The organism is Aureisphaera galaxeae, from assembly GCF_028561275.1.
Lineage (GTDB): Bacteria > Bacteroidota > Bacteroidia > Flavobacteriales > Flavobacteriaceae > Aureisphaera > Aureisphaera galaxeae.
Genome location: NZ_JAQQTF010000019.1, coordinates 121,308 through 136,836 on the forward strand (window position 1 = coordinate 121,308; position 15,529 = coordinate 136,836).

Annotated in this window: 16 protein-coding genes; 3 read left to right on the forward strand and 13 right to left on the reverse strand. The window is 42.1% G+C overall.

Going from position 1 to position 15,529, the window contains the following annotated elements:
• Positions 1 to 83 precede the first annotated feature (83 nt).
• Positions 84 to 1,163 (forward strand): alpha/beta hydrolase family protein, encoded by a 1,080-nt coding sequence (locus POV27_RS19115; protein ID WP_272864401.1) that lies wholly within the window; start codon positions 84 to 86, stop codon positions 1,161 to 1,163.
• 109 nt (positions 1,164 to 1,272) lie between these two features.
• Positions 1,273 to 1,926, forward strand: a complete 654-nt coding sequence (locus tag POV27_RS19120; protein ID WP_272864402.1) for an SGNH/GDSL hydrolase family protein — start codon at positions 1,273 to 1,275, stop codon at positions 1,924 to 1,926.
• Here POV27_RS19120 and POV27_RS19125 read toward each other — a convergent pair.
• Genes POV27_RS19125 through POV27_RS19165 form a run of 9 tightly spaced genes read right to left on the reverse strand, consistent with a single transcriptional unit; the run spans position 1,923 to position 11,118 of the window.
• Positions 1,923 to 2,606: an SDR family NAD(P)-dependent oxidoreductase gene (locus tag POV27_RS19125; RefSeq protein WP_272864403.1), complete on the reverse strand. Its 684-nt coding sequence runs from the start codon at positions 2,604 to 2,606 to the stop codon at positions 1,923 to 1,925. The two genes, POV27_RS19120 and POV27_RS19125, sit on opposite strands and share 4 nt — an antisense overlap.
• A gap of 11 nt (positions 2,607 to 2,617) precedes the next feature.
• On the reverse strand, positions 2,618 to 2,896 hold the full coding sequence (locus tag POV27_RS19130) for a TIGR03643 family protein (protein ID WP_272864404.1): 279 nt from the start codon (positions 2,894 to 2,896) through the stop codon (positions 2,618 to 2,620).
• Between the two features lie 5 nt (positions 2,897 to 2,901).
• Complete coding sequence (locus POV27_RS19135) at positions 2,902 to 3,312, reverse strand: hypothetical protein (RefSeq protein ID WP_272864405.1); 411 nt, start codon at positions 3,310 to 3,312, stop codon at positions 2,902 to 2,904.
• 13 nt (positions 3,313 to 3,325) lie between these two features.
• A complete protein-coding gene (locus POV27_RS19140; protein WP_272864406.1) occupies positions 3,326 to 4,810 on the reverse strand; it encodes a cryptochrome/deoxyribodipyrimidine photo-lyase family protein in 1,485 nt (494 codons plus the stop codon).
• Positions 4,803 to 6,287: a cryptochrome/photolyase family protein gene (locus POV27_RS19145; protein WP_272864407.1), complete on the reverse strand. Its 1,485-nt coding sequence runs from the start codon at positions 6,285 to 6,287 to the stop codon at positions 4,803 to 4,805. The genes POV27_RS19140 and POV27_RS19145 overlap by 8 nt, the downstream gene beginning before the upstream one ends.
• Positions 6,288 to 6,290: 3 nt before the next feature.
• Positions 6,291 to 7,598 carry a DASH family cryptochrome gene (locus POV27_RS19150; protein ID WP_272864408.1) on the reverse strand — a complete coding sequence of 436 codons (1,308 nt, stop codon included), beginning with the start codon at positions 7,596 to 7,598 and terminating at the stop codon, positions 6,291 to 6,293.
• Positions 7,571 to 9,130: a DUF2867 domain-containing protein gene (locus tag POV27_RS19155; RefSeq protein WP_272864409.1), complete on the reverse strand. Its 1,560-nt coding sequence runs from the start codon at positions 9,128 to 9,130 to the stop codon at positions 7,571 to 7,573. Before POV27_RS19155 ends, POV27_RS19150 begins: the two co-directional genes overlap by 28 nt.
• Positions 9,131 to 9,148: 18 nt before the next feature.
• Positions 9,149 to 10,462: an ABC1 kinase family protein gene (locus POV27_RS19160; protein ID WP_272864410.1), complete on the reverse strand. Its 1,314-nt coding sequence runs from the start codon at positions 10,460 to 10,462 to the stop codon at positions 9,149 to 9,151.
• A complete protein-coding gene (locus POV27_RS19165; RefSeq protein ID WP_272864411.1) occupies positions 10,459 to 11,118 on the reverse strand; it encodes a TetR family transcriptional regulator C-terminal domain-containing protein in 660 nt (219 codons plus the stop codon). Before POV27_RS19165 ends, POV27_RS19160 begins: the two co-directional genes overlap by 4 nt.
• 304 nt (positions 11,119 to 11,422) lie before the next feature.
• On the opposite strand from POV27_RS19165, the gene POV27_RS19170 reads away from it, so the two are divergent.
• Positions 11,423 to 11,938: an adenine phosphoribosyltransferase gene (locus POV27_RS19170; RefSeq protein WP_272864412.1), complete on the forward strand. Its 516-nt coding sequence runs from the start codon at positions 11,423 to 11,425 to the stop codon at positions 11,936 to 11,938.
• On the opposite strand, the gene POV27_RS19175 is transcribed toward POV27_RS19170, so the two are convergent.
• The 4 genes from POV27_RS19175 to POV27_RS19190 all read right to left on the reverse strand — a co-directional run bounded on the left by POV27_RS19175 (position 11,935) and on the right by POV27_RS19190 (position 15,528).
• Positions 11,935 to 12,087, reverse strand: coding sequence for an SsrA-binding protein (locus POV27_RS19175; protein WP_272864413.1), 153 nt, complete (start codon positions 12,085 to 12,087; stop codon positions 11,935 to 11,937). The genes POV27_RS19170 and POV27_RS19175 overlap by 4 nt on opposite strands.
• Before the next feature lie 67 nt (positions 12,088 to 12,154).
• A complete protein-coding gene (locus POV27_RS19180; protein ID WP_272864414.1) occupies positions 12,155 to 14,161 on the reverse strand; it encodes a M56 family metallopeptidase in 2,007 nt (668 codons plus the stop codon).
• A 1-nt stretch (position 14,162) separates the two neighbouring features.
• Positions 14,163 to 14,519 (reverse strand): BlaI/MecI/CopY family transcriptional regulator, encoded by a 357-nt coding sequence (locus POV27_RS19185; protein ID WP_272864415.1) that lies wholly within the window; start codon positions 14,517 to 14,519, stop codon positions 14,163 to 14,165.
• A 10-nt stretch (positions 14,520 to 14,529) separates the two neighbouring features.
• Positions 14,530 to 15,528 (reverse strand): hypothetical protein, encoded by a 999-nt coding sequence (locus POV27_RS19190; protein WP_272864416.1) that lies wholly within the window; start codon positions 15,526 to 15,528, stop codon positions 14,530 to 14,532.
• Between the last annotated feature and the right edge of the window lies 1 nt (position 15,529).

The following is a 15,529-nucleotide window of genomic DNA, read 5'->3' on the forward strand; positions in this document are numbered from 1 at the left end:
AAAAGGATATAAAAAGGAGGGGCGCATCCCATTTAGATCCTATTTCTGAATCTAGCTTTACCAAAATAAAAAAACACACGATTATGTCTGTAGTATTATTTAGATTTTTTTTCATTTTTCTACTATTGCTTTTCAGTGTATGTTATGCGCAACATACCATTAAAGAAGATTTTGTTCTTACGACCGAAGAAGGGATTCAATTGGCTGGTGAAATCGAGTATCCCAATGCCAAGGGGAAGTTTCCGGCAGCCATCCTCATTTGGGGCAGCGGTCCCCATACAAGGGATGAAGAAATATCGGGAAGCCCCATCTTTAAACAAATAGCGAGCGAACTTATTAAAAATGGAATGGCAGTGCTCCGTTTCGACAAAAGGGGACAGGGTAAGTCTACCGGGGATTTTAAGTCGGAAGTGAACTACACTACGCACGACCTTGCCAACGATGTAGCGTATGCCTATGAATTTTTGAATGCTCACAAAGCGGTGGATACCTCCAAAGTTGGATTGATGGGCCACAGCGAAGGCTCCATAATAGCTTCCATGCTGGCTGCAGAAGATAAGAGCATTGATTGGGTTATCGTATTTGGCCCAGCTGGGGTTTCAGGAAAAGCGATAGAGTTGGATCAAGGGAGGCACAACAGGGAACGATTGAAAATGTCCGAGGAAGTGAGCGCCGATGTAGGGAAGGTTTGGGAGCAATATATTGAGTTCATTAAGGATGGTTATAAGAGCGATTCTATTTACTATAACATAGGGAAGGACTTCCTTTTGGCCCACGGATTGGAAGAAAATGACGAAAGGATTACCCATGAGTTTATAGATCAATTACTGGATGGATATAAAACACCATGGCATCAGTATTTTTATACAAACGATCCCGCCGATTATTTGACTCAGATAAAAATCCCATTTCTTGCACTGTTTGGAGGTGCGGACCCCCAAACTTCTGTAGCTTTAAACTTCATGCCTATGTTCAACGCTTTGCAGCAGGCTGAAAACAGAAACTATAACTTGGTTGTGCTAGCGGACGAAGATCATTTCTTCTTTAGGCATAAGGGAAAGCGGGTGGAAAAGCACGTGTACGGCGAAATGGAAATGTCTCCTCAATTCCTAAGCGCTATTACCGATTGGCTCAGGGAGCAGCACATTATAGATGATGAGTAGGGATTGTATACTAAGCTTTTATATTTCACATCAAAAAATAGAAGGTTCTTATCAATTAATGCCGAACTGAGGGCGATAGCGTTATTTTTCCATAATTATCTGAAAACCTATGAAAACTGTGAAGATTTTATGGATGGTAATCGCGCTCATTTCCTGTTCTACGGACGATTCTCAAGACCGATCTACAGGAGATAGTGTTGGAGCGGGCACGGGGAACTCTTCTCAAGTTTATGATTATTCGGTGCTGTTTATTGGTAATAGTTTAACCTATTCCAATTCCCTGCCTTCATTGGTGGCAGATGAGGCTCGCAATCGGGGAGTAAATATCCAAACCAGAAGTGTAGCACTGCCCAATTATGCACTTATCGATCACTGGAACGATGGTACCATACAATCTTTAATCGGCACTGGTCAATATGACTTTGTAGTGATTCAACAAGGCCCTTCCTCCCAACCCTATGGCAGATCGGTATTGATAGAATACGGCACAAGAATAAAGAACCTTTGCGAAGCGCAAGGTGCACAACTGGCTTTCTTTATGGTCTGGCCTTCCCTGTCTTACTACGAATCCTTCCCGGGGGTGATCCAAAACTATACCGATGCCGCCATCCAAACAGGATCGTTACTCTGTCCTGTGGGAAGGGACTGGAAATCCTATCAGGATAACACAGGTGATTACAGTTATTACGGTCCCGATGGCTTTCATCCTTCGGTAACGGGAAGCCGCTTTGCAGCTTCGGTAATTGCTTCGACCCTTTTTTAGTTTTTAATCGAAACGATCCCGCAATCCAATTCAAAAACCTGTCCGGACATGGAATTGCTTTTTTTCGATAATAGGAATTCCGCCATGTAGGCTACATCGTCTGGGTTCAGGTATTTCTTTAAGGGATGACGCTCTACCATTTTTTCCCGCATGGCATCATTTCTCAAAATCTTCTCAGCTAGGCTGGTGTCGGTAACGGTAGGAGCAATGGCATTGATCCGAATAGTGGGTGCCAGTTCCGCTCCTAACGAACGTACCAATCCTTCTACCCCCGATTTGGCTGTAGCGATACTGGCATGAAAAGGCATTCCTAATTTCGAAGCTACCGTACTAAAGAGCACAATGCTTGGTTGGTTGCCATTTTTCAACGCTTTCAAGTAAAATTGAATGCATTTAACAGCACCCAATACATTGATTTCAAAATCGGATCTGAAATCTTCAATACTAAGGCGGTTAATTGGCTTTAGGTTAATGCTCCCCGGACAATACACAAGTCCGTCCAGATGTTCCATTTCAGGAAGATCATCCACTAAAACATCACACTCGTAATGGGTTAGGTTGGGGTGCGAAATTTCAGGGGCCGATCGACTTATATTTACGATTTCATGTGTTTCCAATAGCTGATGAATAATGGCATTTCCTATTCCTTTGCTTCCTCCAACGATGGCAATTTTTTTCATTTTTCTTCTTTTTATCTATTTCGTTTTGTGATTTTATTATTTGATATGGATCGCTGACGCGTACATTTAAAGCGTCCCTTTTCGAAATCCCTTTTCTTGGAATGCTTGGTCTTCCTTCCTTGAACACGGGCACGCCATAACCGAAAGCTGCTCGGTTTCATTTCCCGTCTCATGAGCTTTATGACCTCTTCCTCTTTCAGTCCAAATTGCAAGGTAATGGCATCGAAAGGGGTTCGGTCCTCCCAAGCCATTTCAATAATTCTATCTATATCCCTATCGGTCAATTCCATGAATTTCAGATTTGATTGAATGTTATATTTTTGTCCATGAGTTTATCTATGAACGTCTTATTTTCTCGATAGGTTAGGTTCCCACGAAACCGAATAAATTCGCCACTGGAGTGAATACTAAAACCATCGGTTTTAAAAATCACCAAGCGGTAATAGGGGATAGGCCATGTATAATTCTTTAGGCCCTTGATGAAATGTACCAATATGCCTTTAGGGCGTAACTCAATACTACCGTAATTGAGGTCATCTACGGCGTTGAGATAAGAAGTTAGGTTGGGGCTTACCTCGTCGATGATCATACGTTTAGAACCTGTTCCACCTAGACGTATGGCTTGCCAAAAGGTATATGCCTTTCCTACCAACTCGTCTATAAGCTTTTTGTCCTCATCATTCCTATGTGTGGTATTAAAAATCATGGTGTCTTTGCTATTATTCGTTGCGCAACATTCTATTCCTATTGGGGATGGTGTGTTTTTTCAGAATCCTAAGACTTTCCTTTTTCACTTCAGGGTCTTTTTTAATGCCCCATAGTACATCGCTTGCGCGCTTTCGGGTTTCTTTTATCTCTACAATGGGCTTGGGGTAGTCCCTGCCTAACTTAAAATCATATAATTGTTGTTCCATGGGAGTCATTAAATAGGGTTCGTGGACGAATTGAATGTCCAAACGGGCCAATTCGGGAACCCACTTCTTAATAAAATCTCCTTCGGGATCATGGTCCTTGGCATTTTTAATGGGATTGTAAATACGAAGGTTGTTTATACCTGTTTCCCCAGCTTGCATCTGCAATTGGGGGAAGTGAATGCCGGGTTCGAAGTCCAGAAATTGCTGGGATAAGTGTTGTGTAGCATCTTGCCAGGGTTGCCAGAGTATATGGGTGAAAAAGGAAGCTAGCATGGCGCGCATCCTGAAGTTGAGGTACCCCGTTGTATTTAGGCAACGCATACTGGCATCGACCAAAGGAAAACCAGTATTTCCTTCACGCCAAGCTTTTTGATAAGCAAGAGAAATCTGTTTTTTCAATTTGTGATATCCCTTATTTACACTTGCTTGCTCCATGGTATGTTCCATTTCGAACTTCTGAATGAAATGGGCCTGCCATCGCAATCGGGAAAGAAAAGCACCAAGATGACGCTTGTCTGAAACATTCGATTTTACTTTCTTTCCATACTGATAGATTTCACGAACCGATAAATTTCCCCAAGCTAGATATGGAGATAGACGACTGCAGCTCTTTCGCGAAGCGCCGGGTTTGGAAATGTGGAACATGTATTCTCTATGTCTCCCCTGAAAAAAGGATTTAGCGTATTTCCAGCCTTGAGTGGTGCCTCCCTTCTGAAAAGGTGCCTCTAGCGTCTCTAGTGATGCTGTTGAAAAATGGGTGGCTAAATCTGTTATTTCGGAACGGGTGAGTAATGAAGCCTCTGGTGGATCGAATACAATTTGAGGCTGTTCCATGAAGCTATTCCAACGTTCAAACCAATCTTCCCGGTTTTTCAATCCTCTTTCTACACCATTGTTGTTGTTTTCAATCCATGCTATAAGGTGATTTCTACAATAACGGGCAAACTTCTTATCCCGATCGAAGGTGACAAGCAATCCTGTTTCCCTGTGCGAGTACACACCGTCAATAACGTAGGTTTCTTGTAATCGGTTGAAGGTTCCGACAAGGTCGCCTTCAACAGTCAATACTTGTGTTTTGAAATGAGCCAACTTTTCATTCATATCCGCGATGGAATCCTTAATGAAATTCCAATGGCGCTCACTGTAGTGAGGGTCTTCCATTAGAATCTTTTCAAACACATATAGGAAAAGCACTCGATGGCCCGATTGCAAGGCATTGTATATGGCTTCATTGTCCTGCAGCCGCAGGTCCCGTTTTAACCATACTATGGAGATGCGTTCTTTAGGCATGTGTATCCAGTGTTTTAAAAAATGAAGCTGCGTTCTGAAGATGTTGTGTCCTTTTTTCAGAATCCATCTTGTCCCAGGTTCGTATGAGCATTCCCAATCTCGGATTACTCAAAAAGAAATCCCGATGCTTGTCCATAAAGTTCCAGAAGAGTCCGTCCCAAGTCTGTTGCCAATCCCCTTTGGCATAATCTCCCATTTTCATGAGGTAATTGCTGCTGCTTATGTACGGTTTTGTAGACATGAGTCCGCCATCGGCATAAAGGCTCATCCCATATACATTGGTGACCATCACCCAATCGTAAGCATCTATAAACAGTTCCATAAACCATTGGTAGACTTCATCGGGGTCGAACTCGCATAGCACCATGAAATTTCCCAGTATCATAAGGCGCTCTATATGATGGGCATAAGCGGTTTTCTGTATTTTCTTAATGGTCGTGTCTATGGGAGGTATTCCCGTGTCTCCGGTGTAAAAGGTTTTGGGAATCCTTCGAGTGAAACCCCAAAAATTGCGGTTGCGTTCTTCCGTTCCCTTTACTTCGTACACGCCCCTTATAAATTCGCGCCACCCTATAATCTGTCGTACCAGTCCTTCGGTGGAATTAATGGGGATTTTGTTTTCCTCCGCAAACAATACTGTCCGCTCTATTACCCACATGGGATGCAACAATCCTACATTAATCAAGGGAGAAAGAAGGCTATGGTTCAAAATACTTTCGGAAGCAACTATTGCATCTTCATAGACACCAAAATCATGAAAACGGAATTGTAAAAATTGATAAAACCAATCCTCTGCGTCTCGAAAAGTGACTGGGTAAGTAATGGAACTTTCTAAGGCACCGTAATTGCCGTTATAGTACTGTTCCACATAGGTTTTTGCTTCTTTATTATAGTTCCCAAATTCTGGGTAATGCACCATGGGAGGAGCTTTTCCTTTCGGATACTTTTTTCTATTCTCCGTATCGTAGGTCCATTTGCCACCTTCTGGGGTGCCATTATTCATGAGAATATTTCGTTTCTTTCGTTGTTCCTTGTAGAAGGCCGTTTGAAAGAATTTCTTTTTGGAAGGTTTAAAGAAACTTGATAGCTCTTCTTTGGTGTTAATGAACAATGGATTTTCGAACCATTGTATATCTATTTTCCCTTCAAAAGATCTGATGCGTTTTTCCAGCCAATTATCGGTAGGGTCAATGATTAAGAGTGCGTCAAAGCCTTCATCGACCAGCCATGGGATAAGCTTTCGGACATCTGAATGTTTCTTGGTTCCCTCTATGTAACGAACTTCAAATCCCTTGCGTGTTAAATAATCCTCATAAGCTTTCATGGTAGCCCTATGAAAAAGGATTTTCTGCTTGTGAAATTTGTATTGACCAAAGAACAAATATTCCTCTACCAAATAAACAGGAATCCCTTCTTCTATAACTGGGGAATCCTTAAATAATTGATGAGGAAATAAGATACTAGCGGTTTTCGACATGATTTAAAATAAGGTAGGTTGCAACCATCGTTTTTGAAAAGATCCCGAAGGGTCGTATCGTTCGGACTGCAGTCGGACATTGAAAACCCTATCCCTAGGATCATTACCCACCCCCGCGACATACATCCAATTGCCGTAGTTGCTGTGTACATCATAGTCTATGAGCATGCTTTCGAAATAGGCAGCGCCTATACGCCAATCCAAGTCACAAGTTTTGGCAAAGTAGGAGGCGACGTTCTGTCTTCCGCGATTGCTCATCCAGCCTGTTTCTTTCAGTTCAACCATATTGGCGTTTACAAAAGGTTCTGGGGTCGATCCATGAATCCACGCTTCTATTTTTGAAGGTTCATTTCCGCGCGCATAGTCTTTATGAAGAATCCCACTCCGTTTAAAAATGGCATTACCGTGTTTTAATGAGATGTATTTGAAAAAATCCCTCCAAATAAGTTCGAAAACCAACCAATAGGTAGATTCATTTTTGAAGAATCGATCCTCGAATTCTTTCACCTTCCAGTAAATGGTTCGGGCCGAAACACATCCAATGGCTAACCATGGGGAGAATTTGGAACTGTATTCCGACCCTACTAAACCATTTCTCGTTTTTTTATAAACTCCCAATCGTTTTGTTTCGAAAAAGTAAGATTCCAATCTTTCCACAGCACTGCGTTCACCCCCTTTAAAGGGAAAGGCCGTATGTGGATGGGTTTCGAAATTTGGGTACCCCAATTGCCCCAATGAAGGGATGCTTGTTGGATTTTCAATTCGGTTGGTTTTATCTTTCTTTGCGGTAAAAGTGGTAGGACGAATGATTGCTTTCTTCTCCATTTTCTTCCGAAAACTTGTAAACCCTTTGGGAATACTTTCGATATGTAGAGGATTGTCATCGGGATGATATAGAAACTGATTGTAGATTTCATGAACTGAAATTTCCTGAGGAAGAACTCGCTTTACCGAATCCAATTCCTTCACTTCTTCCGAAGTCCACTCTTTCTGAAGATAAAGGGCATTTATATGATGATCGGCACATACCTTCGGAATTATTTGAGATGGCAGTTCATGGTACACCAGTAAATCGATATTAAGGTCCTCCAATTCCTGCTTTAGCTGCCTTACGGATTGAATGATAAACTGAGCGCGAAATTTTTCTACTTTTCGGAAACCAAACAGCGTGCCTTCGTATAATGTGGGTGAGAAGCAGTATACAGCGACCACTTTGTCATGTTCTTTACAAGCACGGTATAATACTTCATTATCGATCGTGCGCAGATGATTGCGATACCATACTATAGCCTTATTCTCTCGTTGCTGCATCTTTTGCTACAATAAATTACGTTTTCCCAGTCCCTTTCCCATTTTTTACGCCAGTTGAAAGGGCGTTCACAAACGGGACATGTTTTAGGGGGTAAGTGCTGTTTTTTCAATTCAGTTTTGGTTACAAGTGCGTTAATCATTCCATTAAAAACGAAGGCATGGAACGGTAGTACCATAAGCCAGTACAACCGTCCCCATACCCCTTTGGGGCGAAAAACTGCGCGTTGATATAATTTGTCTTTTACTATTTTAAATTCGAGCCAAGCTTCCCCGGGTAATTTCATTTCTGCAAAAAGCAGGAGCCTCTTTTGTTCCCGATCGGCGAGCAGCACCCGCCAAAAATCCAATGGATCCCCAGGTTCTAGGTAGGATTCATGGGTACGTCCCCTTCGAAGGCCAACGCCTCCAAAAAGTTTGTCGACATAGCCCCTAATTTTCCAAAGGGTATTAAAGCTGTACCATCCATTTTTTCCGCCAATGCGCCAGATTTTATCCAGTGTATAGGATTCGTCATGAATGGTGCGGGACCTAATGTCCTTAAAACAGCCATAGCTGGGTACCTCAATATGCTGAGCCAATTGATCCTGAAATACACCACTACTCACCGCATCTTTCCAACTGGAAATCACAGCATTTTGCTCGATCTTTTGGAAAGCACGGGTCACGGCCTCTTTGTAAGAGATAGGACGAATGTTTATAATGTCGTTGATATTGCTCGGGGTTCCAACAACTTCGACCTTCATGCTTTCTACCAAAGCTTTGGCCAAGGGGAAGGAAGTAGAAGTAACGAAATAGAGCCAGTAGGACGAAAGCTTCGGCGTAAGGACGGGTAGGGTGAAAATGTATCGTTTCAACCCCCGTACTTCGGCAAACTGAAGCAACATTTCTTTGTACGATAGTACTTCATAACCATAGATATCGAAGGACTTGTCGTAGAGTTCCTTTTTATCCAAGGCCTCAGACAAATAGGTAAGGACATCGCGTATGGCGATGGGTTGCGATCGGGTATGCAACCATTTTGGAGTAATCATAATAGGAAGCTTCTCTACAATATCCCTTATGATTTCGAAGGATGCACTTCCACTACCGACAATGATTCCCGCGCGATAGGTAGTCAATGCATAACGATTGCTTTTTAAGAGTTCTTCCACCTTAAAACGGGAACGAAGGTGTTTGGACAAGGCATCTCCATTCACAATACCACTTAAGTAGATCACCTGTCTACATTGCGTTTCTTCTACAAGGGTTTTGAAATTTTTCGCACATGTTTCTTCCAAACTTTCAAAATCCTCATGAGAATGTGACATGGAATGTATGAGATAGTATGCAGCATCAATACCCACAGGAAGTCGAACCTGTGCTATGTCCAAGAAATCGACCTTAAGAAAGGTGGCATTGGGATGATCTTCTATTTCGTCGGGGATACGACTTAGATCCCTAACACAACACACCAACTCATGGCCAGATTCTAGCAATTTTAGCGCTAGTCTCTTGGCGATATACCCAGTCGTGCCTGTGATTAGAATTTTCATGGTACTGCTTCATTTGCCCTAAACCCAATGCATAAAGTTGTTGATTTTTATGTCCTTCGCTTTTAGGTCGAACATTAGGTTATATAGCCCGAAAAAGGTTCTGTTGATATAGATAAAATGTTTTGATCCTCTATTTCCGTTCATTTTTCGTAGCTCGGTGCTTTTGCTGTATTTTTCACCCAATTTGGCAATGCGCCCAAAAAAGTGTGCATCAGAAAAATCGAAAACTTCCGTGTGAAAGGGCTGGGTGAACACACTAAGCATTTCGTGGAACATATCGGTGAAAAATGCGATTTCTTCGGGAGAATCTTCCGGCTTCAATATTTCCAGTTCATACAACTTGTCCGAAAAGATTTTGGGATCGGACATGCTCTCTTTCTGAGCCAATTCGAAATAGGGCTTGTAGAATTCTTCTGGAACTTCTTTCATACAACCAAAATCCAAAACGATGAGTGCTCCTTCGGGTGAGATCAAGAAATTCCCAGGATGCGGATCTGCATGCACTTTCTTTAAATGATGCATCTGGTACATATAGAAATCCCAAAGGGCCTGTCCCAGTTGTTTCGCGATGGTTTCGTCTTTATTATGGGCGACAAATTCGGATAAATGTTCTCCTTTCATATAATCCATCGTAATGATCCTTTCCGAAGAAAGCTCCTTGTAATACGAAGGAAATTTAAGATTGGGAATGTGCTGACACGCTTCGGCTATGGCCTTGCTTTGATCTATTTCAAGAATGTAGTTGGTTTCCTCTATCAGTTTATCTTCCACTTCTTTGAAGTACTTGTCAGAATCCTTGCCTCGTATATTGAACATTTTAATGGCAACAGGTTTTACCATTGCCAAATCGGAAGAAATGCTCTCAGCTACGCCGGGATACTGAATTTTTACGGCTAGTTTCTTACCGTCCTTTTCGGCCACATGCACCTGCCCAATGCTGGCAGCATTTACGGATTGAGAATTGAAGCTGTCGTATATCTCATCGGGATGCTTCCCAAAATATTTTCTGAAGGTTTTTATGACCAAAGCAGGGGAGAGTGGGGGAACGGAAAATTGAGCCAACGAGAATTTTTCTACATAGGCTTGTGGCAAGATGCTCTTTTCCATGCTCAACATTTGCGCTACTTTAAGTGCACTTCCTTTAAGCTGTTTAAGGCCATCATAAATGTCTTCTGCATTATTCTGATTAAGGCGTTCCTTTGCCTCTTCTGGAGATTTGGTGAGTTTATCCCCATAGTATTTAATGTAGTTCACCCCAACCTTAGCACCTGTTTGTACTAACTTTCCGGCACGCTGAATCTTGGAGGTAGGTATAGAATCTAGGGTCTTCATGAAGTGAACGGTGTTTTTTCTTTAATTAAGAACTTTCCGAAATCCAATACGCTTTTTAATGGGGTCGTATCGATGAGGTCCATACTTGCCTGAATCGACTTTTCAATAAAAATGTCGGTCTTTTCGAAGGCAGGTGAAGTATCGTCCATCCAAAACTTAAGGGTTAGCAACAACTGCCCCCAAGCCGATTCCTTTAGGGATCGTTGTTGTATCCGATGCAGTGTTTCTTGTTTTATAGAAGGTAATCCTAGGTCCAGTTCTGAAACATATTCCATATACGAAGTGCGTACACCAGAAAGTACTTCCATGGATTTAAGCATTTGCCCTCCTCCCTGTAGCGCATAAACCACGTAACTGCGGTTGGCCGTTAACAACTCAAAGAAGGTGAAGTGAAAACTCAATAGTTTGTTGCGGGCGTCATAGTTTTCATAGTCTTTGCTTTTGTGAAGGGTCTTGATTGTGTTATCGAAGAAAGCCTGGAAAATACCTTTCTCTAAAGCGCGGAAGCTTCCAAAGAATTTGTAGAATTCTGTTTCTTCAAATCCGTTGTCCTTGGCAAAAGAATATACCGAGGCGGGAGCAGCACTGTTTTCCAATACATGCTCCATATAAATGGAAATGAGATGATCTGCAGTTATTTTCTTTTTCTGTGCCATAATGCATTTTTAATGTCTAAATATACAAAATGTTTAAGTTTTAAATTAAAAGATTAAACAAAAATTAGCATTTCTGATTTTTTTACCTTCATCACTTTCTATTTAAAATTATTTCCTAACTTGGGAACTATGGGAGTAGGAGCCTTAGTTTTCTGGAGTTTGTTGCTGTGCTTCGCCATAGGATTTTTAGCGATTATCCTAGAGCGAGAGTAGTCACCACACTCCAAACACCCTTGCATTGTGGGCAGCGGTAAAAGAGCGATCTTTTGCCTTGCCAACAATTTTTTATTGCCTAATTTTAACCATGCTAGATTTAGAAGATTACATCCGTATCATTCCCGATTTCCCAAAACCCGGTGTTTTGTTCAAGGACATCACTCCCTTATTGGGCGATGCCCAAGCAAGTGCCGCTTGTTTGGAGCAATTATTGGCCTTGACCGAGGGGAAAAAGATCGATAAGGTCGTAGGGGTAGAGTCGCGGGGTTTTTTCTTCGGTATGCTATTGGCTCAAAAACTTGGTGTAGGCTTCGTTCCTGTTCGAAAGCCAGGTAAACTTCCCGCGGCTACTATTGTAGAACCTTATGAATTGGAGTATGGATGGGATTCGCTCGAGATTCACGAGGATGCCATTGAAAAAGGGGAAAAGATCTTAATCCATGACGATGTTCTCGCGACTGGAGGTACAGCAAAAGCTGTTTGTAATCTAGTTGAAAAATTAGGAGGGGAAATAGTGCAGTGCAACTTTATCATGCAACTGGACTTCCTCGATGGTAGGGAACGCCTCAAAAAATACGAAGTCGCGTCCGTGCTTCAGTATTAATCCAACGCATTTTTAGTGACCCACAATCGATACCCAAAGAGTGCCAACTGAAATTTATTCGCCTTGGCCAAATCCAGTTGACGCTTGGTAAAACTGGGCAGTACCGCTTTATTGAATTTTGCCAGCGCTTTGAAGATTGATTTTTTCATATTCAAAAATACAAAATAAAAACCCCCGCCAAGCGAGGGTTTCGTAGCTAATACATAGAAATTGAGTCTAGTACTCTATTACAATATCTTCTATAGGGTTATCGGTATCGGAACGAATAGAGGTTTGAGAACGCCCATTTCCATCTTTTACCTCTACCTTAATGCTATTGATTTCCCCTCTCGAGTTTCGCTTTACTTTTTTAAAGGTGAAGGTCACCCCCTTAGCGGCCAAATCACTTTTCATTTGCTCCAATTCGGCATTGGTAGTGTTTTTATTAATCACTACATAATTGCCATCGTTACTGTATACGCGCAGATTGTCACGGCTTTTTGACCTAGCAACACTTCGGGATCTGTCCCGCATATCTTTTCTGCGGTCCTTCATTTCCTCCCTAATCTCCTTCTGGCGTTCCTTAAGTTCCTTGCTGCGTATCTTCATTTCCTCACTGCGTGCTTTTCTTTCTTCCCTACGTTCCCTAGCTAAGGTCTCCGTGCGCTCCTTCATTTCCTCACTTCGTTCAACCAGCCTTCTTTCCTGTTCTTCCAGTCGTTCTTTTAATTCCTCTTCTCTACGCTCCATGCGCTCTCTATTTCGCACCTCCATTTCCTCCATCCGTTCTTTCATCCTTTCTTCCCTGCGTTGGCGCATTGCTTCCGAATAAAAACCGGTCTCTCCATCGTCGAGCATATAAAACTCGAATTCTGTGATGCCTGTGTCATCATCTTCAGAAATACTGTAGGAGCCATTTCTTCCATTACCGGTATAGTTCATATTTATGTTGGTAATTTCACCATTGCCATTGCGAACCAAAGTATAACTGAGGTCGATGCCATGCTCCTCCCTCAATTCGTCCTTCATAATTTTCAATTCACCGTCGGTAATGTCCTTGTGAATTCTATATCGGAACTGAGCCACTTGGGCTACCCTGGATTGTGTCATTGGAACTGATGCTATGACAGGCTCTGAGCCATTTTCATATGCTTCAGATACTTCGGTTTCCGCTACTTCTTCCACCTCTGCCAATTCTATTTCCTCTTCTTGTTCCAAGGAATTGTCCGCGACTTCCGCCACATTGGATTCGGGAGCAATTCTTCTTGCCAATACAGGACGCTCTTCTTCGACTTGCGAACGGACGGATTCGGTTTCTTCTGAAGCTTCGGTTTTTACTTCTTGTTCCACTTCAGGTTCTTGATATTGTACCACCTGCTTTACATTAAATCCCCAAAGGAATAGGGCCAATAGGGGCAGTACAATAAATGACTTTAAAGCATTTCGCTTTTTTGAATGCTGCTTGTTTAACATAACGATTCGTTTTTTGATGAATGATTGATAAAATTGAATGGTCAATGATGGGGCCTTCCATGACGCAGAAGCCTTCACCATCGTTAGTTGGTATTGTGTTTTGGAAGCCACCTGATCTACCGTTTTTCCGTCGGCAATAAACTCTAGGTTTTCTTCCATGCTTCTTTTGTACAACCATGAGAAAGGGTTTGCCCACTGAAGGATTTGAATTAGATTCCCCATAAGGAGATCCAACGAATGCCATTGTGAAACATGTACTTTTTCATGTTGTAGTATCATTTCCAATTCCTCCCGCGTATGCATTTCGGGATTGTATACGATGTATTGGAAAAACGAAAAAGGGGAAAGTGATTCGGATACCTGAACAAAACGGTATTTTCCTCTTTTTACAACTGGATAAGAACGGATGAGCTGAATAAGGCTAAAGCATTGTACGCCTAAGCGTACTAATAAAACAAACACACCGAGTGCATAAATTCCCAATAAAATCAAGGGCCAATCCCAGCTTTGGGTTTCGGTAACTGCAACAGGGCCAGAAGCTTCAAAAGGGGTCGTGTCCAACGGCATGGCGATACGTTCCAACACAGGGGCTTCCATATAGATGGTCTGGGTAATTTCAACAAAGGGGAAAAGCAGGGCTACCAAAATACCGCCGATGAAAAAATGGCGTTTGGCCACGAACAAGGTATCTTTTCGTAACAACAATACGTACACCATATAGAACATGGAAAGTAGGATTGCCGATTGCCAGAGATGATTCAAAAATTCCATGTTATTTCTTTTTTTCGATGATTTCTAAAATTTCGCGCAATTCTTCAGCACTGATCTTTTCTTCTTTTGCAAAGAAAGACACCATGCTTTTGTAACTGTTGTTGAAGAAGCGTTGTGAAGCGAAGTTCATAAACTTCTTGGCATAGGCTTCCTTGCTTACCAATGGGTAGTACTGATGCGTTTTCCCAAAGGCATTATAGGAAACGAACCCTTTTTCTTCCAAGTTCCTAACAATGGTAGAAATGGTGTTGTAGTGGTTCTCGCCCTCCAAGCGTTCTATGATTTCCTTCACGAAGGCTTTTTCCAAAGCCCAAAGGGCTTGCATTACTTCTTCCTCTTTGTTTGTAAGTCGTTCCATGCGCGTTGTTTTATTCAAAATATGATAAGTTCATTCCTTTTTCTGTGTACGATTCTTGCCAAGAAGGCTCAAACCGATCCATTAATATGCCTTCGCCCATTCCCAAAGAATAGACTACGATGCGTTGTTGGTCGGATAATTTCCAATCCCGAATACGGTCCAACTGATTCTGGATGAAAGTTACTGTAAGTTCCTCAAACGGTGTGAAATCTTTAAGGTTTTTTAACTCATTACTAGGGGTATACGATGCCAAGGCCATCAAATACCGATATTCTGTATAACGGGCGATACCTTCCTTCCATAGTTGAAAAGACCAATACTTTCTATCTTCTTGGGAAACAGCTTGCAGGAAGTGTTCCCTCGCCTTTTGGTATTGATCGTAGTAGGCTTGTCCCTTGGGGCTCTCCAAATACTCATAACAAGTTATGAGTGTCTGCGTGTAGGATTCATAAAGTTCATTGACTTTTTCATCTTCATACGGAAAACCATAGTTAAGTTGCCACATTCCAGATGCATCCCCTTTCGATAGATCCAATGCGTTTACGGCCTTGTAATGTTCGGGGTGCCTTGCCTGAAATTGATGGAAATTTTCATGCAATAACGTGAGAATCCATCGACTCGTGGTTTTACTTTGGGTATTTTCTGGAAGTCCTATGACCACACAACTCAATCCATTCACCGCAGGAAAGGTGGCTTCGAAATGAATGGAGAATTGTGTTTTTCTGAAATAGATATCACTACCCGTTATGGGATCCTTTTCCAATAAGGCAAAGTCATTGGAAGGGTAGGGGTGATGGAACAGGAACTCGTGCGTATCGGTAACCAATAGAATGGCAAAGGGAACATCACTTATTCCTTTCCAAATGGATTCGCCCACGGTATTTCTAATTTCAAGGGCTTCACGTATCCTCCATTTATCCTCCATACGAACTTCTGGATTGGCAAAGAGTTGCCATCCCAGCAAGCTGGTGATAAGTAGCACAAATATGTTACGAGTCCTTCGATTCATG